This window comes from Demequina aestuarii (assembly GCF_000975095.1).
Classification (GTDB): domain Bacteria; phylum Actinomycetota; class Actinomycetes; order Actinomycetales; family Demequinaceae; genus Demequina; species Demequina aestuarii.
This window is the reverse complement of sequence record NZ_BBRD01000001.1, coordinates 678,863-703,349: the sequence shown is the minus strand read 5'-3', so window position 1 is coordinate 703,349 and position 24,487 is coordinate 678,863. Positions and strand designations below refer to the sequence as shown.

At 69.1% G+C, this 24,487-nt stretch carries 29 protein-coding genes and 1 riboswitch; of the genes, 11 read left to right on the top strand and 18 right to left on the bottom strand.

Annotated features, from left to right (window positions below):
- Nucleotides 1-4 precede the first annotated feature (4 nt).
- Nucleotides 5-535 (bottom strand): hypothetical protein, encoded by a 531-nt coding sequence (locus AOP72_RS03355; RefSeq protein ID WP_062132373.1) that lies wholly within the window; start codon nucleotides 533-535, stop codon nucleotides 5-7.
- 286 nt (nucleotides 536-821) lie between these two features.
- Here AOP72_RS03355 and AOP72_RS03350 point away from each other — a divergent pair, with 286 nt between their 5' ends.
- The gene (locus tag AOP72_RS03350) at nucleotides 822-1,100 is read left to right on the top strand and encodes a hypothetical protein (RefSeq protein ID WP_062132370.1); all 279 of its coding nucleotides are present in this window, start codon (nucleotides 822-824) and stop codon (nucleotides 1,098-1,100) included.
- A 147-nt stretch (nucleotides 1,101-1,247) separates the two neighbouring features.
- Nucleotides 1,248-2,927, top strand: coding sequence for a glucose-6-phosphate isomerase (pgi, locus tag AOP72_RS03345; RefSeq protein WP_062132367.1), 1,680 nt, complete (start codon nucleotides 1,248-1,250; stop codon nucleotides 2,925-2,927).
- Nucleotides 2,928-3,045: 118 nt separating this feature from the next.
- On the opposite strand, the gene AOP72_RS03340 is transcribed toward pgi, so the two are convergent.
- Genes AOP72_RS03340 through AOP72_RS03325 form a run of 4 tightly spaced genes read right to left on the bottom strand, consistent with a single transcriptional unit; the run spans nucleotide 3,046 to nucleotide 6,562 of the window.
- Nucleotides 3,046-3,774 carry an ABC transporter permease gene (locus AOP72_RS03340; protein ID WP_062132364.1) on the bottom strand — a complete coding sequence of 243 codons (729 nt, stop codon included), beginning with the start codon at nucleotides 3,772-3,774 and terminating at the stop codon, nucleotides 3,046-3,048.
- A gap of 25 nt (nucleotides 3,775-3,799) precedes the next feature.
- Nucleotides 3,800-4,711, bottom strand: a complete 912-nt coding sequence (locus AOP72_RS03335) for an ABC transporter ATP-binding protein (protein ID WP_062132361.1) — start codon at nucleotides 4,709-4,711, stop codon at nucleotides 3,800-3,802.
- Nucleotides 4,708-5,649, bottom strand: coding sequence for an ABC transporter permease (locus AOP72_RS03330; protein WP_062132357.1), 942 nt, complete (start codon nucleotides 5,647-5,649; stop codon nucleotides 4,708-4,710). The genes AOP72_RS03335 and AOP72_RS03330 overlap by 4 nt, the downstream gene beginning before the upstream one ends.
- Complete coding sequence (locus tag AOP72_RS03325; RefSeq protein WP_062132353.1) at nucleotides 5,642-6,562, bottom strand: ABC transporter ATP-binding protein; 921 nt, start codon at nucleotides 6,560-6,562, stop codon at nucleotides 5,642-5,644. Before AOP72_RS03325 ends, AOP72_RS03330 begins: the two co-directional genes overlap by 8 nt.
- A 179-nt stretch (nucleotides 6,563-6,741) precedes the next feature.
- On the opposite strand from AOP72_RS03325, the gene heR reads away from it, so the two are divergent.
- The 7 genes from heR (at nucleotide 6,742) to AOP72_RS03290 (ending at nucleotide 12,108) form a co-directional block, all read left to right on the top strand.
- Nucleotides 6,742-7,500, top strand: coding sequence for a heliorhodopsin HeR (gene heR / locus AOP72_RS03320; protein WP_062132350.1), 759 nt, complete (start codon nucleotides 6,742-6,744; stop codon nucleotides 7,498-7,500).
- A 33-nt stretch (nucleotides 7,501-7,533) separates the two neighbouring features.
- Nucleotides 7,534-8,481, top strand: coding sequence for an aldo/keto reductase (locus AOP72_RS03315; RefSeq protein ID WP_062132347.1), 948 nt, complete (start codon nucleotides 7,534-7,536; stop codon nucleotides 8,479-8,481).
- Complete coding sequence (locus tag AOP72_RS03310; protein ID WP_062132344.1) at nucleotides 8,478-8,846, top strand: MerR family transcriptional regulator; 369 nt, start codon at nucleotides 8,478-8,480, stop codon at nucleotides 8,844-8,846. Before AOP72_RS03315 ends, AOP72_RS03310 begins: the two co-directional genes overlap by 4 nt.
- Before the next feature lie 59 nt (nucleotides 8,847-8,905).
- Nucleotides 8,906-9,020, top strand: a riboswitch (TPP riboswitch).
- 110 nt (nucleotides 9,021-9,130) lie between these two features.
- Nucleotides 9,131-9,424 (top strand): thiamine-binding protein, encoded by a 294-nt coding sequence (locus tag AOP72_RS03305; RefSeq protein WP_062132341.1) that lies wholly within the window; start codon nucleotides 9,131-9,133, stop codon nucleotides 9,422-9,424.
- Nucleotides 9,421-10,191 carry an ABC transporter permease gene (locus AOP72_RS03300; RefSeq protein ID WP_062132337.1) on the top strand — a complete coding sequence of 257 codons (771 nt, stop codon included), beginning with the start codon at nucleotides 9,421-9,423 and terminating at the stop codon, nucleotides 10,189-10,191. The genes AOP72_RS03305 and AOP72_RS03300 overlap by 4 nt, the downstream gene beginning before the upstream one ends.
- A gap of 55 nt (nucleotides 10,192-10,246) precedes the next feature.
- Complete coding sequence (locus AOP72_RS03295; protein WP_062132334.1) at nucleotides 10,247-11,275, top strand: ABC transporter substrate-binding protein; 1,029 nt, start codon at nucleotides 10,247-10,249, stop codon at nucleotides 11,273-11,275.
- The gene (locus tag AOP72_RS03290) at nucleotides 11,242-12,108 is read left to right on the top strand and encodes an ABC transporter ATP-binding protein (RefSeq protein WP_062132331.1); all 867 of its coding nucleotides are present in this window, start codon (nucleotides 11,242-11,244) and stop codon (nucleotides 12,106-12,108) included. The genes AOP72_RS03295 and AOP72_RS03290 overlap by 34 nt, the downstream gene beginning before the upstream one ends.
- Before the next feature lie 15 nt (nucleotides 12,109-12,123).
- On the opposite strand, the gene AOP72_RS03285 is transcribed toward AOP72_RS03290, so the two are convergent.
- Entirely contained in the window at nucleotides 12,124-13,371 is a 1,248-nt protein-coding gene (locus AOP72_RS03285) for a GGDEF domain-containing protein (RefSeq protein WP_062132328.1), read from the bottom strand.
- 42 nt (nucleotides 13,372-13,413) lie between these two features.
- Between AOP72_RS03285 and AOP72_RS13870 the strand changes: the two genes are divergently transcribed.
- On the top strand, nucleotides 13,414-13,542 hold the full coding sequence (locus AOP72_RS13870) for a hypothetical protein (RefSeq protein WP_274519723.1): 129 nt from the start codon (nucleotides 13,414-13,416) through the stop codon (nucleotides 13,540-13,542).
- Between the two features lie 31 nt (nucleotides 13,543-13,573).
- Here AOP72_RS13870 and AOP72_RS03280 read toward each other — a convergent pair whose 3' ends face one another.
- The 7 genes from AOP72_RS03280 to uraD form a co-directional block, all read right to left on the bottom strand.
- On the bottom strand, nucleotides 13,574-14,821 hold the full coding sequence (locus AOP72_RS03280; RefSeq protein ID WP_062132325.1) for a GGDEF domain-containing protein: 1,248 nt from the start codon (nucleotides 14,819-14,821) through the stop codon (nucleotides 13,574-13,576).
- A gap of 138 nt (nucleotides 14,822-14,959) precedes the next feature.
- Entirely contained in the window at nucleotides 14,960-16,213 is a 1,254-nt protein-coding gene (locus AOP72_RS03275; protein ID WP_062132322.1) for a GGDEF domain-containing protein, read from the bottom strand.
- A 143-nt stretch (nucleotides 16,214-16,356) separates the two neighbouring features.
- On the bottom strand, nucleotides 16,357-17,193 hold the full coding sequence (locus AOP72_RS03270) for an aldo/keto reductase (RefSeq protein ID WP_062132319.1): 837 nt from the start codon (nucleotides 17,191-17,193) through the stop codon (nucleotides 16,357-16,359).
- 51 nt (nucleotides 17,194-17,244) lie between these two features.
- Complete coding sequence (locus tag AOP72_RS03265) at nucleotides 17,245-17,463, bottom strand: helix-turn-helix domain-containing protein (protein ID WP_062132316.1); 219 nt, start codon at nucleotides 17,461-17,463, stop codon at nucleotides 17,245-17,247.
- On the bottom strand, nucleotides 17,463-17,939 hold the full coding sequence (locus AOP72_RS03260; RefSeq protein ID WP_084631207.1) for a DUF2975 domain-containing protein: 477 nt from the start codon (nucleotides 17,937-17,939) through the stop codon (nucleotides 17,463-17,465). The genes AOP72_RS03265 and AOP72_RS03260 overlap by 1 nt, the downstream gene beginning before the upstream one ends.
- 65 nt (nucleotides 17,940-18,004) lie before the next feature.
- Nucleotides 18,005-18,337, bottom strand: coding sequence for a hydroxyisourate hydrolase (uraH, locus tag AOP72_RS03255; RefSeq protein ID WP_062132310.1), 333 nt, complete (start codon nucleotides 18,335-18,337; stop codon nucleotides 18,005-18,007).
- Nucleotides 18,334-18,801: a 2-oxo-4-hydroxy-4-carboxy-5-ureidoimidazoline decarboxylase gene (uraD, locus tag AOP72_RS03250; protein WP_084631205.1), complete on the bottom strand. Its 468-nt coding sequence runs from the start codon at nucleotides 18,799-18,801 to the stop codon at nucleotides 18,334-18,336. The genes uraH and uraD overlap by 4 nt, the downstream gene beginning before the upstream one ends.
- 22 nt (nucleotides 18,802-18,823) lie before the next feature.
- Between uraD and AOP72_RS03245 the strand changes: the two genes are divergently transcribed.
- Nucleotides 18,824-19,381 carry a nucleotidyltransferase family protein gene (locus AOP72_RS03245; protein ID WP_062132303.1) on the top strand — a complete coding sequence of 186 codons (558 nt, stop codon included), beginning with the start codon at nucleotides 18,824-18,826 and terminating at the stop codon, nucleotides 19,379-19,381.
- 6 nt (nucleotides 19,382-19,387) lie between these two features.
- Here the strand turns inward: AOP72_RS03245 and AOP72_RS03240 are convergent, their stop codons facing one another.
- From AOP72_RS03240 to AOP72_RS03220, 5 genes are all read right to left on the bottom strand, one after another.
- Nucleotides 19,388-20,344 (bottom strand): diacylglycerol/lipid kinase family protein, encoded by a 957-nt coding sequence (locus tag AOP72_RS03240; RefSeq protein ID WP_062132300.1) that lies wholly within the window; start codon nucleotides 20,342-20,344, stop codon nucleotides 19,388-19,390.
- Nucleotides 20,345-20,455: 111 nt separating this feature from the next.
- Nucleotides 20,456-21,298, bottom strand: a complete 843-nt coding sequence (locus AOP72_RS03235) for a sortase family protein (RefSeq protein WP_062132297.1) — start codon at nucleotides 21,296-21,298, stop codon at nucleotides 20,456-20,458.
- 422 nt (nucleotides 21,299-21,720) lie between these two features.
- Nucleotides 21,721-23,142, bottom strand: coding sequence for a glycosyltransferase family 2 protein (locus tag AOP72_RS03230; protein ID WP_062132295.1), 1,422 nt, complete (start codon nucleotides 23,140-23,142; stop codon nucleotides 21,721-21,723).
- Entirely contained in the window at nucleotides 23,139-24,059 is a 921-nt protein-coding gene (locus AOP72_RS03225) for a HEAT repeat domain-containing protein (RefSeq protein WP_152650234.1), read from the bottom strand. The genes AOP72_RS03230 and AOP72_RS03225 overlap by 4 nt, the downstream gene beginning before the upstream one ends.
- A complete protein-coding gene (locus tag AOP72_RS03220; RefSeq protein WP_062132289.1) occupies nucleotides 24,019-24,384 on the bottom strand; it encodes a response regulator transcription factor in 366 nt (121 codons plus the stop codon). Before AOP72_RS03220 ends, AOP72_RS03225 begins: the two co-directional genes overlap by 41 nt.
- Nucleotides 24,385-24,487 lie beyond the last annotated feature (103 nt).

Sequence of the window (24,487 nt, the reverse complement as noted above, 5' to 3'; positions counted from 1 at the left end):
ACGCCTAGCCGCAGTACTCGTACGCGGGCACCTCGGTGCCCACTGCCACGCCAATGACCTCGTCGCTATCGGAGGAGATCTCAAATGCGATGGGCACGCCATCTCGCTCGATCACCAGGTTGTACGGCGGCGGGGAGTCCAGGATCTCACCCTCCGTACGCCGCGCAGAGGGATAGGCGGCGCGTACGTCGTCAGCGGTCGAGTCCAGCCCCACACCCTCGGCGGTAGCTGCCTGCGCCACGTTCTGGCCGCCTTCGCCGACGACGATCTGGGCGATCACCCGCTCGTCCTCCGAGTCCCCTTCGGCGACCATGCCCCACCCCTCGTGGACCTCGTCGTCCCACTCATCGAGGAAGAGGACAGGACACCACTCGAGCTGTTCCCGCGCATCGTCGTCGAGTTGGTCCTCGTAGGCGGAGAACGGCTCGCCAATCTCCACCGGACCGATGCCCGCAGAGCTCACCAGCCACTCGCCCGTCTCGGGATCGACCGCTGGCGGCTCAGGGTCAGCCGACGGAGCCGTCGATACCGTCACATCTGGACCACCAGCGGGGGCACTCGCAGATGGGTCTGCCCGGATGGATGACGTGACAGTGGGTTCATCGGCACCCGGAGAGGGATCGACGCTCTCCTCTTCCCCGGAGCCCGAGCATCCGGCAGCGACAAGAGCGACCGCGGTGGCGAAGATGACGGACGGGAAGGCGCGCGCCGTCCGTGTCCCCGCCTGAGCGTCCCAGGGGGCGCTCAGTGTCGGTTTCGGCGGCCCCGCGTCTCCTGGCGAGCACTCAGTGTCGCCTCGTCCACGTGGAAGAATCGCGTCCATGGCCGTCATCACCGATCGCATTCGCGAGCACCTGGTCGAGGCGTTCCGCGCATCGGCGCCCGGAGTGCAGAGCCGTCTCGAGCGCCTTCCGGTGGGCACGGGAGTCGACCCCGAGCGACTCCACGCCGGCGTCCTGATCGCAGCCCGCGGCAACCTCAGCCTGTTCGATGACGCCATCGAGCACGCACGCGACGACTGGCGCGACCTGCTCGATCGCGCGAATCTCGCCGATGCTGACTGGCCGGACCGCATCGACGCTCAGTTCGGTCGCGCGTAGCGGGTGCCCCTGCGCGCTGTGAGTGCATGAGTGCACGGTTCGGGGCAAGGGCGTGCACTCATGCACTCGGGGGGCGATCGACCGCGCAGCCCAGGCGGGCCCACCGTCCCGGTGACGGAGCCCGCGAACGGCACTAGCCTGGGAGGCGTGAACTCTCCCATTGATGCCACCGCCACTTCCGCCTGGGCCGAACTCGAGGCCCACCACCGCGACTTCGCGCCCGACCTGCGCGGCTGGTTCGCCGCTGACGCCGGCCGCGTGGGCCGCATGAGCCTCCCCCTGGGCGATCTCCACGTCGACCTGTCGAAGAACCTCGTCACCGACGAGGTCATCGCGTCGCTCGTCAAGCTCGCGGAGCAGACCGGCGTCGCCGACCGCTACCAGGCCATGCTCGCGGGCGAGCACATCAACACCACCGAGGACCGCGCCGTGCTCCACACCGCGCTGCGCCGCCCGGCCGATGCGACACCTGAGCTGGTCGTCGACGGCCAGAACATCGACGAGGACGTCCAGGAGGTGCTGGGCCGCGTCAACGAGTTCGCCGACCGCGTGCGCTCCGGCGAATGGGCCGGCGTCACCGGCAAGCGCGTCGAGACCATCGTCAACATCGGCATCGGCGGCTCCGACCTGGGCCCTGTGATGGTCTACGAGGCGCTCGAGCCCTACGCCAACGCCGGCATCTCGGCGCGGTTCGTGTCCAACATCGACCCCACCGACATGGGCCAGAAGGTCAAGGGACTCGACCCCGAGACCACGCTGTTCATCGTCGCGTCCAAGACGTTCACCACGCTCGAGACGCTCACCAACGCGCGCCTGGCACGGACGTGGCTCTGGGAGCAGCTGGGCGCGGCAGGCGTCTCGGTGGGCACCGACGAGGAGAGGGCCGATGCGGTCGCGCACCACTTCGTCGCCGTCTCCACCGCGCTCGACAAGGTCGAGGCATTCGGCATCGATCCCACGAACGCCTTCGGGTTCTGGGATTGGGTGGGTGGCCGCTACAGCGTCGACTCCACCATCGGCCTCTCTCTCGCGATCGCGCTCGGACCGGACGTGTTCGGCGAGCTGCTCGACGGCTTCCACACGGTGGACCAGCACGTCGCCGAGACCCCGCTCGAGCAGAACGTCCCCGTCCTCATGGGGCTGCTCAACATCTGGTACGTGAACTTCTTGGGCGCGCAGTCGCACGCCGTGCTGCCCTATGCGCAGCAGCTCCACCGCTTCCCTGCGTACCTGCAGCAGCTGACCATGGAGTCGAACGGCAAGTCCGTGCGGTGGGACGGCTCTCCGGTGACCACCGAGACCGGCGAGATCTTCTGGGGCGAACCCGGCACCAACGGCCAGCACGCCTTCTACCAGCTCATTCACCAGGGCACCAAACTGATCCCCGCGGACTTCATCGCGGTGGTCAACCCGGCCTACGACCTCAAGGACGGCGATCAGGACGTCCACGCCCTGTTCCTCGCCAACTTCCTCGCGCAGACCAAGGCGCTGGCGTTCGGCAAGACCGCCGAGGAGGTCGAGGAGGAGGGCACCACTGGCGCGTTGGTGGCAGCGCGGACGTTTGCGGGCAACAAGCCCACCACGTCGATCTTCGCGCCGTCGCTGACCCCTGCGGTGCTCGGTCAGCTCATCGCGCTGTACGAGCACATCACGTTCGTCCAGGGCGTGATCTGGGGCGTCAACAGCTTTGACCAGTGGGGCGTGGAGCTCGGCAAGCAGCTCGCCGTGCAGATCGCGCCCGCCGTCGAGGGCGACCAGTGGGCGTTCGCCGCTCAGGACGCCTCAACCCAGTCGCTGATCGAGTACTACCAGGCGCACCGCAACTGACACCACGACGCACACGAAGGGGCCCAGCCGGTTGGCTGGGCCCCTTCGCGCGTCAGCGTTCCCATCGCTCGTCTCCTGAGGTGCGGCCGATGCGGTCGCTGGGCTGAGCGCGGCCCGGTCAGTCGACCGAGCTCAGGGTGAGCGTGCTCAGCTTGCGCACGCCCAGGTACACGGCCCCCGCCGTGGTGAGCGCGAGCAGGATCAGGCCCGTCGCCATGCCCACCTCGGCCGTGAACGACCACTCGGCTGCCTGCGAGCCGAGCATCTGCTCTCCCACCGACATCGCCCATTGCCGGACGCTCACGGCGCGGACGCCGGGCACGTACCCCCCGAGCACGTTCTCCCACAGCAGGGCGTACAGCAGCCCGAACACCACGGCGTTCCGGGAGACGATGCCGAGCGTCACGAAGATCGCGGTGTAGGCGATCGCCGCGAAGAAGGCGGAGGCCCCATAGGCGAGCGTGAGCTGGCCGCCCTCGTCTCCCGCGATCGCGACGGCGGCCATGGTGGGCAGCACCGCGAACACGATCACAGCGGCCAACCCGACCGCGAGCTTCGAGAACAGGATCACCCGTCGCTTGAGCGGCTTGGCGAGCATGTACACGATCGAGCCGTCGTCGATCTCCGCGCTGATCACGCCGGTGGCGACCAGCAGGCACATGAGCGGCAGCAGGGTGCCCATGGCGAAGCCGCTTCCCAGAAGACTCGACGCACTCGGGGACGCGTCTGACGCCCACCGGGTGAGCGCGGCGAGCACGAGCAGCAGCGCCGGCAGGATCACCAGCAGCAGCGCCCGGCGCCGTCCCAGCAGACCGCGTGCGGTGAGTCGCATGACGGTGACGTTCATCGTGAGGACCCCATTCCGTGCGCGATCATCGCGCCACCAAGTACGCGAACACGCTCTCGAGAGACTCGTCGGCCGGAGTGACCTCCAGCAGCCGCACCTGGCCGTCCTGGGCGAGCCTGGGCAGCGCCTCCACGAACCGACCGAAGTCGGATGCCTGGACGGCGAGCGACCCGGACGAGACGTCGACGCTGTCCGCCGAGCCGTCCGCGATGATGGCGGCCGCGAGCGCGCGGTCGTCGCTCGACCGGATCGTGTACTGGTGCGGCCGCTGAGTCATGAGCTTGCGAATGCGCCGGAAGTCACCAGACGCGGCGTGCCGTCCTGCGACGACCACCTCGATGGTGCCCGCGATCTCCTCGACCTCTTCGAGGATGTGGCTGCTGAACAGCACGGTGCGCCCCTGCGCCGCGAGGGCCTGCAGCAACTCCATGAGGTGCAGGCGCTGGCGCGGGTCCATGCCGTTGAAGGGCTCGTCCAACAGCAGCACGGCGGGGTCGTGGACCAGGGCGGTCGCCATCTTGATGCGCTGCTTCATGCCCTTGGAGTAGCCGGAGATGTCACGGTCCTTCGCGTCCATCATGTCCACCTGCTCGACGGCGGCACGCGCGGCGGCGACGGGATCGGCGAGCCCGTGCAGTCGCGCGTTGGCGAGCACGAACTCCCACCCCGAGACCATGTCGTACATCGCCTCGGTCTCCGGCACCAGACCGATCGAGCGGTAGGCCTCCGTGTGGCGCCACACGGGTGCGCCGTCGAGCGTGACGGTGCCTGCCGAGGGCGGAAGGAAGCCGCCCATCATCGAGATCAGAGTCGATTTGCCCGCGCCGTTGGGGCCGAGAAGCCCGGTGACGCCGGGGCCGACGGTCATCGTGACGTCGTTGACCGCCACCACGTCGCCGTACCAGCGGGAGACGCCAGTCAGCTGAAGCGTGCTCATGCGATACCCACCTTCGTGTAGCGGCGCATCAGCAGGGCGATGCCACCGCCGACGATCGCAGCGGCCGCGGCCGTGAAGATCACGCCGCCCAGGGCCCCAAGGCCAGCCTCGACACCGATCGCCGAGTCGACGCCGAACCACGACATGGCGATGCCGTCGACCAGGAGGAACGGATCGATCGCCGCGAGGTACCCGCCGAGGGTGGCGCTCCCGTTCTGGGTCAGCAGCGTCGACACGACGGACCCGATGCCCCCCAGCACCACGAGCACCGTGATGATCGCGGCCACGCCCATTCCCCGGCGAGGGGTGAAGGCCGCGAGGACCAGGCCGATGGCGCTGAGCACCAGCGACAGCACTGCCGATGCGATGAGGCCCTGCGCGTAGCCCGCAATCTGAGCGCCCACGGAGAGCTTCGCCAGCAGTGCGCCTACGAACAGCAGAGTCTGCGCGGCGGCCAGCACTGTGAACACACCCAATGCCAGGCCCGCGAACTTGGCGAGCACGTAGTCGTTGCGGCGAATGGGCCGCGACAGGTACAGCGGCATGACGCCGTGGCGAAGGTCGCGGGAGACGCAGTACGGGGCCCGGCTGGCGACGAACAGCGACACCACGAATCCCATGGTCGGCAGGTACTCGGTGTAGGACGTCGGCAGTTCGTCCAGGCCGAGCAGCACCGCGATGAGTGCGAAGATCAGCGGCGGCGCCATCAGGATGCCGACGAGCACCCACGGCATGATCTTGGCCTTGGCCGGGCGACCGAAGCCGAACACGCCGCGAAAGGTCTCCACGAGCAGCGATCGGACGATCCAGCCGCGGCCCAGGCGCGGGCCGTCGTAGTGCCGGAAGCCGATGTCGTGAATGACGCTCTGCGACTGCGGGGCGGCGGGCTCCGCGCCCCCAGCGGTGGCCGATGTGAGCGGCGGCGTGTGGTCAGCCATGGCGCGCCTCCTGCGGGGTCGAGAACATCTCGGTGAGGTGATGACGGCCGCGCTGCATGCGGATGAGGCCGACGCCGAGGTCCACCACCACGGACCGCACGTCGTCGAGCACCTGTTCGTCCCTGATCGCCACCGCGAAGCTGTTCGCCTGAGCGCTGGGGGTCACGGCGGCTCCGATGGCCCTCAGCCGCTCGGCGACCTCCGGTCCGCGGTCGGTCACCTCGACCAGCACCACACCGCTGTACTCCGTCGCGGCCGCCGTCGAGGTGGAGTGCTGGAGCACGCCCGCCTCGATGGACACGATGTGGTCGGCGATGCGTTCCAGCTCTCCCAGCAGGTGCGACGTCACCACCACGGAGATGCCGAAGTCCGCGCTGATGCGCCGGATGAGCTCGAGCATGTCGTCGCGGCCCGCGGGGTCGAGCCCGTTCGTCGGCTCGTCGAGCAGCACCAGCTGGGGGTCGTGCACGAGCGCCTGGGCCAGCTTGACGCGCTGACGCATGCCCGTGGAGTAGCCGCCGATCGGGCGGTATCGCTCCTCGTACAGACCCACGTGCCTCAGCGTGTCCGCGGTGCGCTCCCGCGCCACATCAGTCGGCAGCCCGGACATGCGCGCCATGTGCACGATGAATTCGGTGGCCGAGACGTCGGGCGGCAGGCACTCGCTCTCGGGCATGTACCCCACGACCTCACGGATCGCGAGACCGTCCGTGAGGCAGTCCATTCCGAGCACGGTCGCCGTTCCCGACGTGGGGGGAAGCAGCCCCAGAAGAATCTTGATGAAGGTCGACTTGCCGGCTCCGTTGGCGCCGACCAGTCCGACCACCCCGGTGGGCATCTCGACGGTGAGCTGTGACAGCGCGGTCACGGGGCCGAAGGACCTCGTCAGGCCTTGCGTGGCGATGGCGGGCATGGGACCGAACCTACCGCGACGTCCGTGCCTCGCCCGTCCTCCGCGTGGATGACCAGTCCCCTGATTCGGCCTCCGGGAGAACCCCGGCGTCCGGGAGGCGGACGGCGGGAATGGGACGCGTATCAGCGAGGTTATGCGCGGACAACAGGTCGGTTCACCACTCGACGAAGAGGGACACCATGGACACCGCGCTCGCCAAGCTCCGCCCGTTCAACCTGATCGCCGGCCTGCTTCACCTCGCGTCCTTCGTGGGCATCGTGCTGCTCGCCAACGACGCCACCCTGCCCGTGCGCGCCACCTACCTCAACGGACCTCCCGGTTCGGACGCGTTCGGCGAACCGGTGACTCTGCTGGACATCAACATCGCCTACGCGGTGGCGGGGTTCCTGCTGCTCTCGGCGGTGTTCCACTTCCTCGTGATCTCGCCGGCCTCCTTCCCGCGCTACACGGCGGGCCTGCGCGAGAACCGGAACACGTTCCGCTGGGTCGAGTACTCACTGTCGTCGTCCATCATGATCGTGCTGATCCTGCAGCTCAACGGGATCTCCGAGTTCGCGGCGCTCGCGGGGCTGTTCACCGTCAACGCCAGCATGATCCTGTTCGGCTGGCTGCAGGAGCGCTATGCGACTCCCGGCGACGGCGATCTGCTGCCGTTCATCTTCGGCAGCATGGTCGGCATCGTCCCCTGGCTCATCATCGCCATCACCCTCACCGGCCCTGGCAACACCAGCGACCAGGCAGTGCCCGGCTTCGTGTGGGGCATCATCATCTCGCTGTTCGTGTTCTTCAACACCTTCGCGGTGGTGCAGTGGCTGCAGTACCGCGCGAAGGGCAAGTGGGCGAACTACCTGCGCGGAGAGCGTGCGTACATCGTCCTCAGCCTCGTCGCCAAGACAGCGCTTGCGTGGCAGGTGTTCTCAGGAGCTCTCGCGGCTTGACCTGGAGCGCGCTCCAGGGTGTTGCCTGGCGGCATGAACACCATTCACCAGGGACAGATCGCGCTCGGCGCGATGTACTTCGGCACTCGCCAGGACCGCGACGAGTCATTCGCGATCCTTGACCGCTTCGCGGAGCTCGGCGGGCGCTGGCTCGACACCGCGGACAACTACAGCTTCTGGGAGAGCGCCACGGGTCACGGCGGCGCGAGCGAACGCATGCTCGGCGAGTGGTTCGCCGCCAACCCCGGCCTCCGCGAGCAGATGTGGGTCTCGACCAAGCTGGGCGCCGAGCCCCTCGTCGTCGGCCACTGGCCCGAGTCGATGGAAGGCCTGTCCTTGGCCGCGATCGACTCCGCGCTGACCGGGTCGCTCGACCGACTCGGCACCGATCACGTCGAGCTGCTGTGGGCTCACGTCGAGGACAGGTCCGTGCCCCTGAACGACCAGGTCGCCGCACTGGGCGCCACGGTCGCCGACGGCCGCGTGCGTCAGCTGGGCGCGTCGAACCATGCGATCTGGCGCGTCGAGCGAGCGCGCGCCACCGCATCGGCCGCCGGAGTCCCGCCGTACTCGGCGATGCAGCTGCGCCACACGTACCTGCAGCCGGTGCCGTTCGCACCGCTGCCCGACGGCGGCCACGTCGTAGCCACCCCAGATGCGCTGGACTACGCGAGCAGCGAGGGCCTGGCCTTCTGGGCATACAACACGCTGATGGCGGGCTCATACGCGCGCCCGGCCCGCCCGCTCCCGGACCCTTACGCGCATGCCGACTCCGACCGACGCCTCGCGGCCCTGGATCGGGTGGCGACGTCCACGGGCGCGACGCGCAACCAGGTGGTGCTGGCGTGGCTGCTGGGCGGCACCCCTCCCATCACGCCGATCGTGGGCGTCTCCTCCGTCGCCCAGCTGAACGAGGCCATGGAGGCCCGCCACCTCGCCCTGGACGCCGAGTCGCTGCACGTGCTGAACTCGGTGTCATGACAGTGAGACAGGGGCGCACCATCGGCGACGTCGCCCACTCCACGGGGCTGACCGAGGACACGTTGCGGTATTACGAGCGCGAGGGCCTCGTGGGGCCCATCGATCGAGACGCGTCCGGCCACCGGCGCTACGGCGACAACGAGGTGGCATGGATCGGCGTCGTGACCTGTCTGCGGGAGGCCGGCTTGGGCATCGCGGACCTGCGACGGTTCACCAGCCTCCTCAGGGCTGATGGCGTCGCCACGGAGCGCTCCGAGTTCCTGCGACAGCGCCGGGCCGAGCTGGTGCGCCAGGCCGATGCGCTGGCGGCGGCGATCACGGTGCTCGACGACAAGATCGCCCACTACAGCGACGATCCGTCGTAGCAGCCGCGCTCACCACCGGACAGCGTTGGACCCCACCGCCGCGATGTGGCTACGATGCAAGGGCAAACGCGGGGAGCTCGGGGCAACCGAGCTGAGAGGACGGCCACCAGCGCGCCGTCGACCCGAGAACTTGACCTGGGTAATGCCAGCGTAAGGACGTGTCGACGGCACGGGCGTGAGCATCGTGGGGCCTGCCATGGCTCCGGAGCGCACCCGCCCGCAAGAGCCGTCGACGGCTGACTGTGCGCCGTGCGGACCCCAGGTCCGACGCCAAGGAGTCACCCGTGATCGCCGAGATCCAAGTCCTTCCCCGCCCCGTCGGCACCCCCGACGACCACTACGCCCACGTCGACGCCGCCATCGCCACCATCGAGGCGTCCGGCCTGTCCTACGAGGTGGGTGCGCTGGGGACCACCATCGAGGGAACGCCCGACGAGGTCTGGCACCTGCTTCGCCGGGTGCACGAGGCCACCATTGATGCCGGCGCCGAGGGCTGCCTCTCCGTCATCAAGGTGTCCGGCGCGGCCGGCGACGGTGGGCCGAGCGTCCACGATCTGGTGGGCAAGCACCGCCGATGACGCGCGGCACTCGCGGGCGCGCCGCGCTCATCGGGACCGCCACCGTCGGGCTGCTGCTGGTCGCCTGGGAAGCGTCGGTGCGGCTGGGCGATCTGCCCGAGTTCGTGCTGCCCAGCCCCTCCCAGGTGGCGGCCGCAGCCATCGATCAGGCCCCGTCGCTGGGCCAGCACATCGCGACGACGGCCACGGAGGCGGTGCTGGGCCTCGCTCTCGGCACCGCACTCGGCTGGCTGCTGGCCGTGCTTGCCTCGGCCGTGGCCTCCGTCGGCCACGCGACCCGACCCGTCGTGCTGCTCAGCCAGACCATCCCCACGGTGGTGCTCGCGCCGCTCATGATCCTGTGGGCGGGCTTCGGCCTCACGTCGAAGGTGGTGCTGGTCGCGCTCACGGTGTTCTTTCCCGTGCTGGTCGCCGCCACCGCCGCCATTCGCAATGTGGACGCCGAGTACTCGGACACGGTGGCAGGGCTCGGCGGCGGGCGCGTGCATCAACTGTGGCTGGTGCGGCTGCCGGCCTCGATCCCGGGCGCGCTTGCGGGCTTGCGCATCGCGGCCACCTACGCCGTGGGCGCCGCCGTGGTGTCGGAGTACCTCGCGGGCGAGTCCGGCATCGGCGTCTTCATCCAGCGCTCGCGCAAGGCCTACGCCGTCGATCAGATCTTCGTCGGAATCCTGCTCATCGCGCTGCTCTCCGCAGTGATGGTCGCGGCCATCACGCTGCTGCGACGCGTCGCCACCCCGTGGCAGAGCGCCGCCGCTCACCACTGACACCCCTCCCCCACCACCCCAAATCCGCTCCACCCCCGACCTAGGAGAAACCCTCATGACCCCCACTGTCCGAACAGCATCGCTCGCGGCCGTTGCCGCCGTCACGGCCACCACGCTGGCCGCCTGCTCCAGCGCTCCGGTCGAGGTCGACCCGACCGATGCCTCAGCCGAGCCGACGCCCGTGACCGTCGTGCTCGACTGGACGCCCAACACCAACCACTCCGGCCTGTACCTCGCTCTCGAGAACGGCTGGTACGCGGACGCCGGACTGGATGTCACCGTCATCGAGCCCGGCGAGACCTCGGGCCTGCAACTGATCGCCGCCGGGCAGGCAGACTTCGCGTTCTCCGTGGCCGAGGGGCTGCTCCCCGCCCGTGCCGCTGGCGCCGACGTGGTGTCGGTCGCCACCGTCGTCGAGCACAACACCTCGTCGCTCCTCTCTCTCACGGAGGACGGCATCACCCGCCCGCGCGACCTCGAGGGCAAGCGGTACGGCTCGTACGGGTCCGAGTTGGAACAGGCGATCATCTCCAGCCTGGTCGCGTGCGACGGCGGCGACCCCGCCCTCGTCGAGCACGCTCCGCTGGTGAGCAACGACTTCCGCATCGGGCTCACCCAGGACGAGTTCGACGCGACGTGGGTCTTCGACGCGTGGGACACGGTGCGGCTGGGCACGGTAGACGGCCTGGACGTGTCGACGATCGCCTTCCGTGACTGGTTCGACTGCATTCCGGACTGGTACACGCCGCTGCTCGCCACCACCGCAGAGACGATCGACGAGTCGCCGGAGACCGTGAGCGCGTTCGTCGAGGTGACCGCGCGTGGCTACGCCATGGCCATGGACGATCCCGAGGCGGCGGCCGATGCGCTCATGGACGTCGCTCCCGAGCTCGACCAGGAGCTCGTGACCGCGAGCGCCCGGTGGCTCGCGGACGAGTACGCCGCGTCGTCCGAGGCGTGGGGCATCCAGGAGGCGTCCACCTGGTCCGCTTTCTCCCAGTGGCTCGCCGACGGCGGCATGCTCGACGGCGACCCCGACGTGGAGGGGGCATGGACGAACGCGTTCCTGCCCTCGCAGCCGTGATGGACGTCACCGCCAGGAGGGCCGATGCGCGGGCCGGGTCGATCCCCGCGCCCGTCCTGGCAGTGCGAGACCTGAGGATCTCCTTTCCCGCGATGAGCCGTGGCGCGCGCGATCTCGAGGTGCTCGACGGGCTGGACCTCGAGATGGGAGACGGCGAGTTCGTCGCTGTCCTGGGCCCCTCTGGGTGCGGCAAGTCCACGCTGCTGCGTGCGCTCGGAGGGCTGATGGATCCGCGTGCGCGGGTGTCCGGCGAGATCGTGGTGCCGCGCGACGGCGCAGGTCGCCGCGCCACCGCGTGGATGCCCCAACGGGATGGCCTGCTGCCCTGGCGCCGGGCGCTGCCGAACGCGATGGTCGGAGCCATCGCGGCTGGGATCCCCGGGGAGCGAGCACTCCCGCGTGCGCGGCGGCTGTTCGACGAGTTCGGTCTCGGCGGGTTCGAGCGGGCGTGGCCGCACGAGCTGTCAGGAGGGATGAGGCAGCGACTGGCGCTGCTGCGCACGTGTCTCGCCGAGCGCCCTGTGCTCCTGCTCGACGAGCCGTTCGGGGGGCTCGACCCGGTCACCCGCCGTCGCATGAATGCCTGGCTCGCATCGGTCCGCCTGACCGAGCGGGCGGCCGACGCCACGACGCGCGACAGCACCAGCCTCGCGGCCGCCCCGGGCTCCGGGGTGGTGCTGGTCACGCACGACATCGACGAGGCGATGATGCTCGCTGACCGCATCCTGGTGCTCTCGGACCGGCCCGGCCGAGTCGTGCACGAGGAGCGCGTCCAGGCGGGGACTCACGAGCGCTATGACCGCGCGGCGCTGCTCGACGCCCTCGACTGCTGAGCGCGCTGCGTCGGGCTACGGTGACTCGGCCGCGTCGTCCCGGTCACTGTGTCGGCGCCGGAACAGGTTGCTGGGCCGCCGCCCGGTCTCCTCGGTGTACCGCACCGCCCGATCGCGACCCTCCGCCTTGGCCACGTACATCGCCTGATCCGCCTCTTCGAAGACCTGATCCACCGCATCACCGTCGCGGAGCCGAGCGAAGCCGTAACTGACCGTGGGAAGAGGGAAATCGACACCGCTCGTCCGTGCCGCGAAGTCATCGCTGATGGCGCGCAGCCGCACCAGCGCACCAGCGTCATCCACGTCCAGCAGCACCATGCCGAACTCCTCGCCGCCGAGCCGTCCCGCGCACTCCCCCGGCCGGAGGTGGTCGGTCAGGACCGTCGCGAAGGTCACGAGCGCCCGGTCCCCCGCGGCGTGACCATGAGTGTCGTTGATGTCCTTGAAGTGGTCGAGGTCAGCCACCACCAGCAGCGCGCGATCATCGCTGGAGTCCCCGCCGGCCAGCGCGAGCTTGGCCTGTGCGCGGAACTCCGTCCGTCCCAGGAGTCCGGTGAGGTCATCGTGCATGGCCCTGCTCCGCAGGTCGTGTGCCTGCTCGTCCCACCCGATCGCGGAGACACTGAACGTGACGGCCACCAAGAAGACCAACAAGAGCGCGTCTTCCGCGCTGGAACCCACGGTCAACTGAAAGGCATCGCTCCCCGGTCCGACGATGACGTTCATCACGGTGCGCAGCACGTAGAACGCGGCGAGCACGCTCCCCGCGATGGCGATCACCAGGAGCGCCACGAGTGCCTCACGATTCAGTGCGTGCTCCGCCATGGCGCGACGCACCCTCCACGCCATCCACATCTCCACGGCGGTCGCGACGAACATCACGGCCATATAGAGGCTGAGCAGGCCGTGATCGACCCACGTGTCTCCGTCAGGCTCATACCCGATCGCTGACACCAGAATCGCGACGGGCGCCACGCCCAGCAGCCACAACGGCAGCCGCTCACGCCGCAGCGACCGCGTCGCGAACCACACACACGTGGCGCCGACCGCAGCCAACGCCATCGACCCCGAAGTGACGACGAGCTGCAGCTCGCCGTGGTTGAACAGCAGCAGCGTGCTCGAGGTTCCCGCGCTCAACAGCGACAGCGTCCACCAGCCGGAGAAACTGGATCGGGTGGGCCGATACACACCCAGGTAGAACAACAGGAGAACCACCAGCGACACCGCGCCCAGGGCGATGCGCATCGTCTCGTCGTCCAACATTGGGCCAATTTACGCTGACGCGGGGCCAACCACGTAGAGCGCGTGACGTACCTCACCCGGGCGCCGCACGTGGAGAGGGGATGCGGCCGCGTGGTGCGCCAGCACCGTGCGCCGTCCGGCACTCGCGACCGCGATGACCGCGCGGCACCGCTCGCCGTCCTCGACTGCTGAGCTCGCGAACCTCAGAGCGCGCTACGGCGCGCTACAGCGGCTCCTCCACGTCCTCCCAATCGCTCTGCCTCCGGCGCAGCAGGTTACTGGGCCGGCGCCCGATCTCCTCGGTGTACCGCACGGCCCGGTCGCGGCCTTGCGCCTTGGCCACGTACATCGCCTGGTCGGCCTGTTCGAAGACCTGATCCACCGCATCACTGTCGTGGAGGCCTGCGAAGCCGTAACTGACCGTGGAAACCGGGAGATCGAGCCCTCTCGTGCGCTCCGCGAAGTCATCGCTGATGGCGCGCAGCCGCACCAGCGCATCGGCGTCGTCGCCGTCGAGGAGCACCATGCCGAACTCCTCGCCGCCGAGCCGTCCGGCGGGCTCCCCAGGGCGGAGGTGACTCGTCAGCACCGCGGCGAAGGCCACAAGCACCCCGTCCCCTGCAGCGTGACCATGAGTGTCGTTGATGTCCTTGAAGTGGTCGAGGTCCGCGACCACGAGCAGCGCGCGATCCCCTCTGGAGCCCGCGCCTGCCCGGGCACGCGTGGCCTGCGCACGGAACTCGGATCTGCCCCACAGCCCGGTCAGGTCATCCTTCATCGCCAGGCGCCGCAGCGCGCGCTTCTGCTGGTCCCACCCCACTGCCGACACGCTGAAGGTGACGGCCACCATGCACACGAGCAGCGTGACGTCCTCGGGTCCGGAACCCGCCGTGCGCTCGAAGGTGCCGCTGTCGGAGCCGACCGTCATGAGGATGAGGAAGCGGAACGCGTAGAACGTGCCAAGGGCAGTGGCCGCGAGCGCGATCACGAGGAGTGCGACGAGTGCCTCGCCGTTGGGGTGACCGTCCTTGCTCGCGCGCCGTGCCTGCCATGCGTTCCAGGCCTCGACCGCCCCCGCGACGAACATCACCGCCATGTAGAGGGACACCGGCCCTGTGGTGGCCCTGCCGTTCTCGTCGGGAGTCGCGAGCGATGCCAGGATCAGGATCAGCATCGGGCCGACGATCAGGAGCCAGCGTGGGAGCCGCCGGCCCCGCAGCGACCTCATCGCAAACCAGACGCAGGTCGACCCTGCCGCGGCGAGCGCGGTGGCGACCGGATAGGTCGCTATGCGCGCGGGAGTGTCGTTGAACAGCAGGAGGGTGATCGCGAGCCCCGCCACCAGCAGCGAGAGGCTCCACCAGGCAGAGAAGCTGGACCGCGTGGGGCGATAGACGCCCAGGTAGAACAGGACCAGCACCGTGAAGGCGACGGCGCCGAGCGCCACGCGCATGGTCTGATCATCGAGCACCCGCCCAACCTACGCGGGTGCACCCCGTACCAGGCGCAACCGGTGAGGCATGCCGCGCGCGCCCTCATGCATGAAGCGGACCCGGCCTGTTGGCCTGGTCCCCCTCCTTCGCTCTGCCGACGCACGCATCGGCCGCCGTCACGGAAGCGCCACGACCGGAGGCGCACCGTCCGGAAGGTCCGGGGTGCTCGGCCCGCGCCTTTCCCGCGACACGATGTCGGTGGAATACCTCACCGCTCGGTCGCGACCCTGCGCCTTGGCCACGTACATCGCCAGGTCTGCCCGCTCGTGCACCTCCGACAGCGAACTGCCGTCGTCGAATGCGGCAAACCCAAAGCTCACCGTGGGCAGCGGGAAGTCGACGCTGTTCGCATGTGCGGCATACGCGTCGCTGATGGCTTTCAGGCGCGCGAACGCACCGGCGTCATCCACGTCGAGGAGAACCATGCCGAACTCGTCGCCACCCTGCCGTCCTGCCACTTCTCCGGCCCGGACGGAGTCCTTCAGCGCGGTGGCGAATGCCACGAGCGCGCCATCGCCCGCCGCGTGACCGTGAACGTCGTTGACTGCCTTGAATCGGTCGAGATCGGCCACCACCACCAATGCCGCCACGCCGCTCGACCGCGCGTTCTCGGAGGCCCGCCCGGCCTGACGACGAAACTCCGTACGGTCCAGGAGCCCGGTGAGGTCGTCGTGCATCGCGCGGCGGCGCAGTTCCTGCGACTGCTGGTCCCAGCTCACGGCCGACACGCTGAACGTGACCCCCACGAGACAGACCAACAGAACGATGCTGTCCGCGCCGGAGAACCCGGCCAGCTCGAAGCCACCGCTGCTCGGACGTGCCACGACGTGCGTCACCGCGCGGAGCGCGTAGAACGTGGCGAGCACGGTTCCTGCCATGGCCGTCACCAGAAGAGCGACCACCGCCTCGCCACTGCGAGCGGACTGGGCGAGAGCGCGCCGTGCCCTCCACGCCAGCCACGTCTCCACGGATCCCGCGCCGAACATCACGGACATGTAGAGGAACAACGGACCGTTCCCGGCCAAGACGCCACCAGCAGCCCCGTCGAGGAGCTTCGGCACCACAATGGCGACGGGGGCCACGCCGAGCAGCCACAGCGGCAGTCGTTCACCGCGCAGCGACCGCGTCGCAAACCAGACGCAGGTGACACCGATGGCGGCCAGCGTGATCGACGCCGGGTTCGCGATCATCTGCAGGTCGCGTCCGTTGAACAGCAGAAGAAGGCGCGCGAGGGCCGCGCAGAACAAGGACAAGCTCCACCAGCCGGAGAAACTCGAGCGAGTGGGCCGGTAGACGCCCAGATGGAACAGTACGAGGACCGTCAGCGTCACGCCGCCGAGGACGATGCGCATGGTCTGATCGTCGAGCACCCCCTCAACCTACGCTCGGGCACATCCCAAGGCGAGGGCCGGGTGACCCACACCACGCGGGCTGCGCACATGGAAAGGGGACCCGGCCTGCTGGCCGGGTCCCCGTCGAGCGTCACGCCACGAGCGCATCGGCCCGTCGCACGCTAGATCCTGTCGAAGGTGTCCGGGTCCGGGCCCACGCGCCCCTCGGGTCCACGGTCCAACGCATCGATCTGCGCCATCTGCTCGTCCGTCAGCGCGAAGTCGAAGATCTGGAAGTTCTCGACCATCCGCTCACGCTGCATCGACTTGGGGAAGATGATGTCGCCGCGCTGGAGGTGCCAGCGCAGGATGACCTGCGACGGAGCGCGCTCGATTGCGGTCGCGATGCCGCCGATGGTCTCGTCCTTCAGCACGGCGCCCTGGCCGAGCGGGCCCCACGCCTCCACGGCGATGGCGTGCTCGTGCGACGCCTTGCGGGCCTCGTCGTTGCGGAAGTACGGGTGAGCCTCGATCTGGTTCACGACGGGCGCGACTCCGGTCTCGCCGACGATCCGCTCGAGGTGGTCGGGCTGGAAGTTCGACACGCCGGCCGACGCGAGGCGCCCCTGCTGGACCAGGTCCACCATCGCCTTCCACGTCGACACGAAATCGCCGTCGTAGCGGGTCGGCAGCGGCCAGTGGATGAGGAACAGGTCGAGCTTGTCGACGCGCAGCTTCTCGAGAGTCTCGTCGAAGGAGCGGTAGACGTCGTCGGGCTTGTGCTCGCTGTTGGTGAGCTTGCTGGTGACGTATACCTCGTCGCGCGCGAGCCCGGACTCGGCGATCGCCTCGCCCACCTCGGCCTCATTGTGGTACCCCTGCGCCGTGTCGATGTGGCGGTAGCCCACCTCCAGCGCGGTGCCCACCGTGGCGGCGGTCTCCTCGGGCGGCACCAGGTAGGTGCCGAATCCGAGCTGGGGGATGGTCGTTCCGTCGTTGAGTTTCGTGGAGGGAATCATGTCGGGGCCAACCCCACACGGCGGCACATGATTCCCGGCCGACGCGCGTGCTCAGTCGCGCGCTTCGGCTTCCTCCCAGCGCAGCAGGTCGCCAGGCTGGCACTCCAACACCGCGCAGATGCGCTCCAAGGTGGTGAATCGGATCGCTTTCGCCCGGCCGTTCTTGAGCACCGCGACGTTCGCTGGCGTGATCCCGACTGCGGCGGCGAAGTCCCCCACGGACATCTTGCGCCTCGCGAGCATGACGTCGATGTCGACCACGATCGGCATCAGATCACCTCGGCCAGCTCGCTGCGGTCCGCGATCGCCACGGCGAGGAGTCCGCGCATGACGACCATCAGCAACACGAAGGCCGTGCCGCCCACCAGCGAGCCGATCCACAAGAAGATGGCCGGCGGCCCTCCGATGTTCTCCGCGACCATCATGTGGGAGGTGACACCCCCACAGATCAGAGCGGCGATCGCTCCGCTCCACGCGATGACCTCGACCCATCGGAGCGCCTTGGCGGTGAACACCTCGCCCGTGGCGGCCATGGTGAGCAGCCTCCACACCACCACGATCGCGACTTGGAAGCAGGCGATGGCCGCGATGCCGGCGATCGAGTAGGGCAGGACGAGGTGGTCGACCTCGGGATAGTCCTCGCCCATCACAGATGCCGCGAGCGGCACGAGGGCCTGACCCCCCACAGCTCCGAGGAACAGCAGGACGAGGAGGAGGCGGAGCGTGCCGCGCACAGGTGAGTTCATGTATTGATAATCGATAGATTTCTATCGATTGTCAAGGCCGACGCGGCCGTCAGTGCCGAACGGGGTCAGGAACCGCGGTACGTCGAGTACGCGAACGGGCTGAGCAGCAGCGGCACGTGATAATGGTCGCCGCCGTCCACCTCGAACGTGATGACCACCTCGGGGTAGAAGGTCTCGACGTTCAGGTGCGAGAAGTACATGCCGGTGTCGAATCGCACCTGATAGACGCCGTCGTCGAGGCGATCGGGGCCGAAGGCGCTCACCCGCCCGTCGTCGTCGGTCACCGCCGACGCGAGCGGCTCCCACCCCTCTCCCCCACGCTCCGACAGGGTCACGGAGACCCCTGCGGCGGGCGTGCCGCGGACGGCGTCCAGCACGTGTGTGGTGACGTGGCTCATGCATCCTCCCAGACTTGCTGCAGACGCAGCGCGGCGATCTGCCGGAGCTGCTCGGCGACCTCGTGAGTCTCGACGCCGGGGTCGTTCATGAGTCGCCGGTCCAGCTCCTCGAGAATCTCGCGGCGATCTCGGCCGGCGGCGCGGATGAGGAACACTCGGCCAAAGCGCGCCTCGTACGCGGCGTTGCCCTCGCGCAGGCGCGCCTCGAGCTGCTCGTCCGGGTCCTGGCTCGCGGCCTGCTCGGCACGCGAGAACGAGGCCTCCGCTCCCTCGCCCTCGGCCCTGTCGCCGATGCGCGGGTGCGCCGCGAGCGCCTCGTCCACCTCGGCCTCGGAGAGCGGGGTCGCCGCGCCGATGCCCGCCGCCACCAGCGCATCGGCCGTCTGGAAGTCCTTGCCGGCAAGCGCATCGGCCCAGCGCTCCACGCGCAGGCACTCCAACAGTCGATCCCGTTCCAGCCGCATGCCCCCATCGTAGGGTGGGGGCATGGATGTCACGGGAGTCGTACTCGCTGCGGGAGCGGGAAGCCGCGCGGGCGGGCCCAAGGCACTGCGCCGGACCGAGGACGGCACGCCGTGGCTCGAGATCGCGTGCGCGGCGCTGCACGACGCGGGGTGCCGTGAGGTCATCATCGTGTTGGGCGCGGAGGCCGATGCGGCACTCGCTCTGGTGCCGCGCGGAGCCCTCCCCGTGGTCGCCACGGATTGGCAGGACGGCCAGGCCGCGTCGCTCCGCGTGGGGCTCGCCGCGGCTGCCACGTCCAGCACCGATGCGGTGCTGCTCACCTTGGTCGACCTGCCCGGGCAGACCGCCGCCGCCGGACGGCGGGTGCTCGATGCCGCTCTCGACGACCCGCGCGGCACGCTGGCCCGCGCGCATTACGACGGCGAGCCCGGGCACCCGGTCCTGATGGGCCGCGACCACTGGGGCGACATCGCCGCCACCGTGGTGGGCGACATGGGTGCACGGGACTACCTGGTGCGGCACCTCACCGTCGAGGTGGACTGCTCAGACCTGGGCGGCGGGGCGGACGTCGACGCCTGACGGCGCCTATGCCTGGGGCGACCGTACACGGATGGCCTCCGCCTGAATGCTGAACTCCACGCGCGTGCACTCGCCCACCTCGTCGCCGTCGAGCTCAAGGACGCGCGGCTTGCCGAGGCCGAGGGTCGCCTCCGAGAATTGACGGTTGGTGACGGAGTCGCTGCTCGAGGCCTTTCCCTTGCGGCCGAACAGCCGCTTGATCCCGTTGTCCCAGATCATGGTCTTGAACGTCTCGAGCCAGCCTGCGACGCCGTCCGCGCGCAGCACGAGCATGTCCAGCTCGCCGTCGGCGGGGTCCGCATCAGGCAGCAGCGTGACGCCGCCCTGAAGCATGCCGCAGTTGCCCACGATGAGGGTGTGGGCCTGCTCCTTCGAGACCTTTCCCTGATCGACCGTGATGTCCATGTCGATCACGTCGCTCGCGGACAGTGCGCGGCCCAGGGACTCGATGTAGGCGAGCCAGCCCACCTTGTCCTTGAGGCCCTCCGCCGTCTCGATGATCATGTGGGCATCGATCCCGACCCCCGCCATCACCGTGAACGCCAGCTTCTCGGTGCCGTCCGCCGTGGTGATGTCGGCCCAGCCCAGGTCGATGGTCCGGGCCTGAGAGTTCAGGGCCGCCTCCATCGCCTTCTCGATGTCGTTCAGCGGGACCTCAAGGTTGCGCGCGAGGAGGTTGCCGGTGCCCATCGGGATGATCCCGAGGTCTGCCGAGGACTTGACTTCCGCCAGATACTCCGCGACCGCGCGCACCGTGCCGTCACCGCCCGCGGCGATGACGAGGTCGACGCCCGCCTCGAGCGCATCCTTGGCCATGCCCCGACCGGGGTCCTCGACGGTGGTCTCAAACCACGACACCGTGGCGTCGGGGTGCTCCGCGATCGCCGAAGCCATCGCCTTCTCGAGGTCGGCCTTGCTGGTCTTCGATGGATTCAGAATGATTCCGACGTGCGCTGCGCTCACCGCGAGGCTCCCTCTTCAGATGTGGCCTGGGAGCAATGGTGGTCCCGGCCCGGGCCTGCGTCAACACGGCCGGGGCCCCGGCACTTCCCCCGGTACCGAGGAGGGCGCCGGCTAGATCCTCGAGATCGCGACCAGTCGCATCTGGCTGCCGCTCCGATAGCAGGTCTGCAGCCACAGCCCGCCGTTGAGCACACTCGCGCTCGAGTTCTTGGGCACCGACTTGGACCCCGTCACCGTGTAGGTGCCCGCGCCGACGCCGGTGAGCTTGATGGTGTCGCCGACCTTGACGTCGAGGATCCACGCCCCGCCGCAGTGCACGTGCTCGGCGATCGCCACACCGCTTGCTCCGAAGTCGCTCCACACCGCACCCCTGCACGCATCGACCTTGGCTTGGCTGGTGCCGGAGCCCGAGGTGTACACGTGCTGGGTGACGATGCGCTTCGCGCTCAGCGTCGAGGAGGCCGCGCCTGGCGTGGAGCTGCCTCGCGCCGGCGACGAGTACGACCGGGTGGGCGGCGCGACGTACGTGGGGTCGGAGGAGGAGATGAGCGCGGTCTTGACCCAGGCGCCGCCGGTAGTCCGTGACCACGCGTCCTCCTGAGTGGTCCGGTCGATCGCGAGACGGTCGCCCGTCTTCAGCGTCCCCGTCTTGTCCGCATCGTCGCGCGGGCTCGCGTAGGTCTGCATGCCGTCCTTGGAGGCGAAGCGGATCAGGTTGACGGTCTCCCAGCGCTCAACATCGATCACCGTCACGTCACCAGTCACGAACTCGATGTCCGCGGGAGCGGTGACCGCCGGAACGTTCCGGACGATCGGCGCGACCACGGGGGCCGCGAGAGCTTCGTCAGCCAGCGCCGTGGGCGCGGTGCCTGACGAGACGGCCACCGTGGCGATCACGGCGGCGGCGAGAGCAGAGGTGGGTGCGAAGGCCTTCGCGATGCGGGCGCGGTTCATAGGGTCCTGCCAGGTGGCGTGAGGAGGTGGGATCGGCGGCCCACCTGGGCACGGAGGGGCGCGCGTCCTCGGAGCGATGCCCGGCGGAGATGCCGGTGTACGCGTGTCGCTCCATGAGACTGACGCCTCTCTGCACTCAGGCCGATCAGCCGACCGTGCTCGGCCGGCTACATCCCCCATCGTCGGCAAGAGCGCGTTGGTGACGTCTTCGCGCCAATTGGTGCGAACCACGACGCCGCCCGACGTTGCGGGAGTGCCTCCGGGGGCGAGCGATCACGGGGAGTTCCGCGCCGCGACATACAGAAGTGCGTGACAAGACGGGGTCCAGGTGAAGCCCGCGGTGCCCCACGGGCCAAGCAGGTCCACCAACGGAACCCTTTTGTGCCCCCGCCTCGCAATGCGTGGCCTCTCTAGACGGGTGTTCAGGCCTCGCCGCCGAAGCCCGTGCGCTTCATCTCTCCCCACGACGCCCGCTCGTGCCGCAGCGACGCCCACAGCCCGCGGATGCGCCACCACCAGTGCATCGGCCGGAACCAGAAGGGCTCAAGGATGGCTGCGGCCGCCAGCCGGGACGTGTCCCTGACCCGCTGATAGCGGCCGAAGGCGACAACCTCGACCAGCAGGGCCGCGAGCGACACCGCGATCGACAGCAGGAACGACACGGCGATGAATAGCCAGAACACCCACGGGTCGACCCACCCCGTCAGCACGCCTGTGACCGCAGCAGTGAGACCCAGCACCTCCACCAAGGGACCCCACAGCTCGAACAGCCAGAAGTAGGGCATGGTGACCATTCCGAGGCGCCCGTAGCGAGGCCGCAGGATCATCGAGCGATGCTTCTCGAGCATCTCCCCTAGTCCGTGTGACCACCGCCGCCGCTGCTTGGCCAGCACGCTGACCGTGGAAGGCGTCTCGGACCAGCACACGGGATCCGCGAGGAACACGACGCGGTATCCCTCGCCTCGCGCCCGGTGACTGCGATGGATTGCCACCACCAGCTCCGCGTCCTCGGCGAGAGACTGCTCGTCGAGACCGCCCACCTCGGCGATCGCCTCGCGCCGGAACACCCCGAAGGCGCCCGAGATGATCATCAGCCCGTTCGAGGCCGACCACCCCGCACGGCCCACCAGGAATGCCCGCATGTACTCGAGCACCTGAGTGCGCTCGAGCCAGGTGCGAGGCACGCGCGCATCGGCGACCCGTCCGCGCTCGACCGAGGAGCCGTTCGAGGGAAGCACCACGCCGCCTGCCGCCACCACGCGCGGGTCATCCACGAACGGCTGCGCCACCCGCAGCAGCGCATCGGGCTCCAGGATCGAGTCACCGTCGATCATGCACACCAGCGGCTGGGTGCAGCGCGCGAAGCCCGCGTTGACGGCGTCGGACCGCCTTCCCACGGACTCCTTCCGCAGCAGCACCAGACCCGGGTGACGGCGCGACCGATACGTGGCGATCATGTGGCCCACCTGCTTCACGCGGGAGTCGACCACCGGCACGTCGCGCGGCTCGAGCTCGAACTCGTCGATGAGCAGCTGTGCGGTCGCGTCCGTGGAGCCGTCGTCCACCACGATGATCTCGAGCGTGGGATAGTGCGCGTCGAGAAGCGAGCGCACCGACGGCAGGATCCCCGCCTCCTCGTTGTGCGCGGGGACAATCACCGAGACCCCGGGGGCGAGCGGATTCGCGAAGGTGAGTGACTGCGCGGTCTCGTCCGCCCACCGCTGCTCACGGCCCACGTGCAGCGCTGCGCGGATCACCACCGAGCCGAAGATCAGGTGATGCACGGCGTAATACACGATGGCCACCGCGGTGACGGTCGTGAACGTGACTTCGAGGATGCTCATGATTCGAACCTCACGTGGTGCAGGTCAGCGAACGCGACGTGGAGTCCGTTGCGCACCTGGGCCGGCAGGTCCCCGTCCACGAGGCGCGTCGAGATCGCGGCTGCTGACCGGGGATCGCCCAGACGCGCGAGGGCGCGTGCGGCGCTGGCGACCACCTCGGGCTCGCCTGAATTCAGAAGCCGTTCGAGACGTTCCCGCGCATCAGTGAGGTGAAGGTAGCCCGCCACGTCCGCCGCCATCGACGCCACGGCCGGATCACCACTGCCCCATGCCATGCCCAGCCCTCTCGCCGAGCGCGGAGCGGTGTGCACGATCGCCATCGCCGCCGCCGACACCGGCAGGGGATTCTCGTGGGAGGCGGCGGCGCGCACCAGGAATGGCACGGCGCTTGAGATTCCGCACTCCCCCAGCGCTCGGGCGGCGACGGCGCGCACCCGCACATCTCTGTCGTGGAGCAGGTCCAGCAGCGGCCCGGTTTCACGGTCCGCCAGGCACGCGACGAACAGCCGTGCGCCGCGTGCACGAGAGATCGCGAAGGTCGCATGCATCATCACCGTGGCACGGTGGCGAAAACCCTCATCGGTCAACCATCGTGCGAGTGCGGCACGGTCCGCGCCTCGCAGCTTGGTGGACAGCCTCACTGCGGTGGCAGCCACGGCGGCCCGACGCACGGGACCCCGAGGGGCGCGCGGTGGGTCTCCGTCGATCACCGCGAAGATGACGGCCCTGGCGGCCGCCGTGCGCCGGCTCGTGACCACCCCTTTCACCGCGCTCAGCGCACGCAGGGACACGACGGCCAGCACCAACACGAGCACCAGCACGGTGGAAGCGACGAGGATGACCGTTGCGACGGTCTCGACTCCCGGGGTGACGATCTCAGGCTCCCAGCAGTCGCTCCACACGCACTGCCAATTCACGGGTCGAGAAGGGCTTCTGGATGTACTCGTCCACGCCCACGGAGTACGCACGCTCGAGGTCGGCCTCCTGTGCCTTGGCCGTCAGCATGAGCACCGGGGTCCCCGCGAGCTCGGGGTCTGCACGCATCGCCTCACACACTTCGATCCCGTTCATGCGGGGCATCATCCAGTCCAGCACCACAAGGTCGGGCCGCACCTGCACCACGGCCGCAAGACCTGCCCTGCCATCCGCCTCCACCTCAACACGGTGTCCAGCAGCCCTCAATTTGTGGGCGACCAGCAGAGAGATGTCCGGATCGTCCTCGATCACGATCACCGTCGCCATGCGTCACTCCTCAGTCGTCACGTCGTGCCACGCCGTCGGGCGGCGTCTGGCTTGAGCGTTCGCCATCAACCCTAGACTGACGTGAGCCCGGTCAATGGAGGTC

Coding starts and splice junctions, on each gene's coding strand:
- AOP72_RS03350 (WP_062132370.1), top strand. CDS start 822: ATGGCCGTCATCACCGATCGCATTCGCGAGCACCTGGTCGAGGCGTTC.
- AOP72_RS03340 (WP_062132364.1), bottom strand. CDS start 3,774: ATGAACGTCACCGTCATGCGACTCACCGCACGCGGTCTGCTGGGACGG.
- AOP72_RS03335 (WP_062132361.1), bottom strand. CDS start 4,711: ATGAGCACGCTTCAGCTGACTGGCGTCTCCCGCTGGTACGGCGACGTG.
- AOP72_RS03330 (WP_062132357.1), bottom strand. CDS start 5,649: ATGGCTGACCACACGCCGCCGCTCACATCGGCCACCGCTGGGGGCGCG.
- AOP72_RS03325 (WP_062132353.1), bottom strand. CDS start 6,562: ATGCCCGCCATCGCCACGCAAGGCCTGACGAGGTCCTTCGGCCCCGTG.
- heR (WP_062132350.1), top strand. CDS start 6,742: ATGGACACCGCGCTCGCCAAGCTCCGCCCGTTCAACCTGATCGCCGGC.
- AOP72_RS03315 (WP_062132347.1), top strand. CDS start 7,534: ATGAACACCATTCACCAGGGACAGATCGCGCTCGGCGCGATGTACTTC.
- AOP72_RS03310 (WP_062132344.1), top strand. CDS start 8,478: ATGACAGTGAGACAGGGGCGCACCATCGGCGACGTCGCCCACTCCACG.
- AOP72_RS03300 (WP_062132337.1), top strand. CDS start 9,421: ATGACGCGCGGCACTCGCGGGCGCGCCGCGCTCATCGGGACCGCCACC.
- AOP72_RS03295 (WP_062132334.1), top strand. CDS start 10,247: ATGACCCCCACTGTCCGAACAGCATCGCTCGCGGCCGTTGCCGCCGTC.
- AOP72_RS03290 (WP_062132331.1), top strand. CDS start 11,242: ATGGACGAACGCGTTCCTGCCCTCGCAGCCGTGATGGACGTCACCGCC.
- AOP72_RS03285 (WP_062132328.1), bottom strand. CDS start 13,371: ATGTTGGACGACGAGACGATGCGCATCGCCCTGGGCGCGGTGTCGCTG.
- AOP72_RS03270 (WP_062132319.1), bottom strand. CDS start 17,193: ATGATTCCCTCCACGAAACTCAACGACGGAACGACCATCCCCCAGCTC.
- AOP72_RS03265 (WP_062132316.1), bottom strand. CDS start 17,463: ATGCCGATCGTGGTCGACATCGACGTCATGCTCGCGAGGCGCAAGATG.
- AOP72_RS03260 (WP_084631207.1), bottom strand. CDS start 17,939: ATGAACTCACCTGTGCGCGGCACGCTCCGCCTCCTCCTCGTCCTGCTG.
- uraH (WP_062132310.1), bottom strand. CDS start 18,337: ATGAGCCACGTCACCACACACGTGCTGGACGCCGTCCGCGGCACGCCC.
- uraD (WP_084631205.1), bottom strand. CDS start 18,801: ATGCGGCTGGAACGGGATCGACTGTTGGAGTGCCTGCGCGTGGAGCGC.
- AOP72_RS03245 (WP_062132303.1), top strand. CDS start 18,824: ATGGATGTCACGGGAGTCGTACTCGCTGCGGGAGCGGGAAGCCGCGCG.
- AOP72_RS03235 (WP_062132297.1), bottom strand. CDS start 21,298: ATGAACCGCGCCCGCATCGCGAAGGCCTTCGCACCCACCTCTGCTCTC.
- AOP72_RS03230 (WP_062132295.1), bottom strand. CDS start 23,142: ATGAGCATCCTCGAAGTCACGTTCACGACCGTCACCGCGGTGGCCATC.
- AOP72_RS03220 (WP_062132289.1), bottom strand. CDS start 24,384: ATGGCGACGGTGATCGTGATCGAGGACGATCCGGACATCTCTCTGCTG.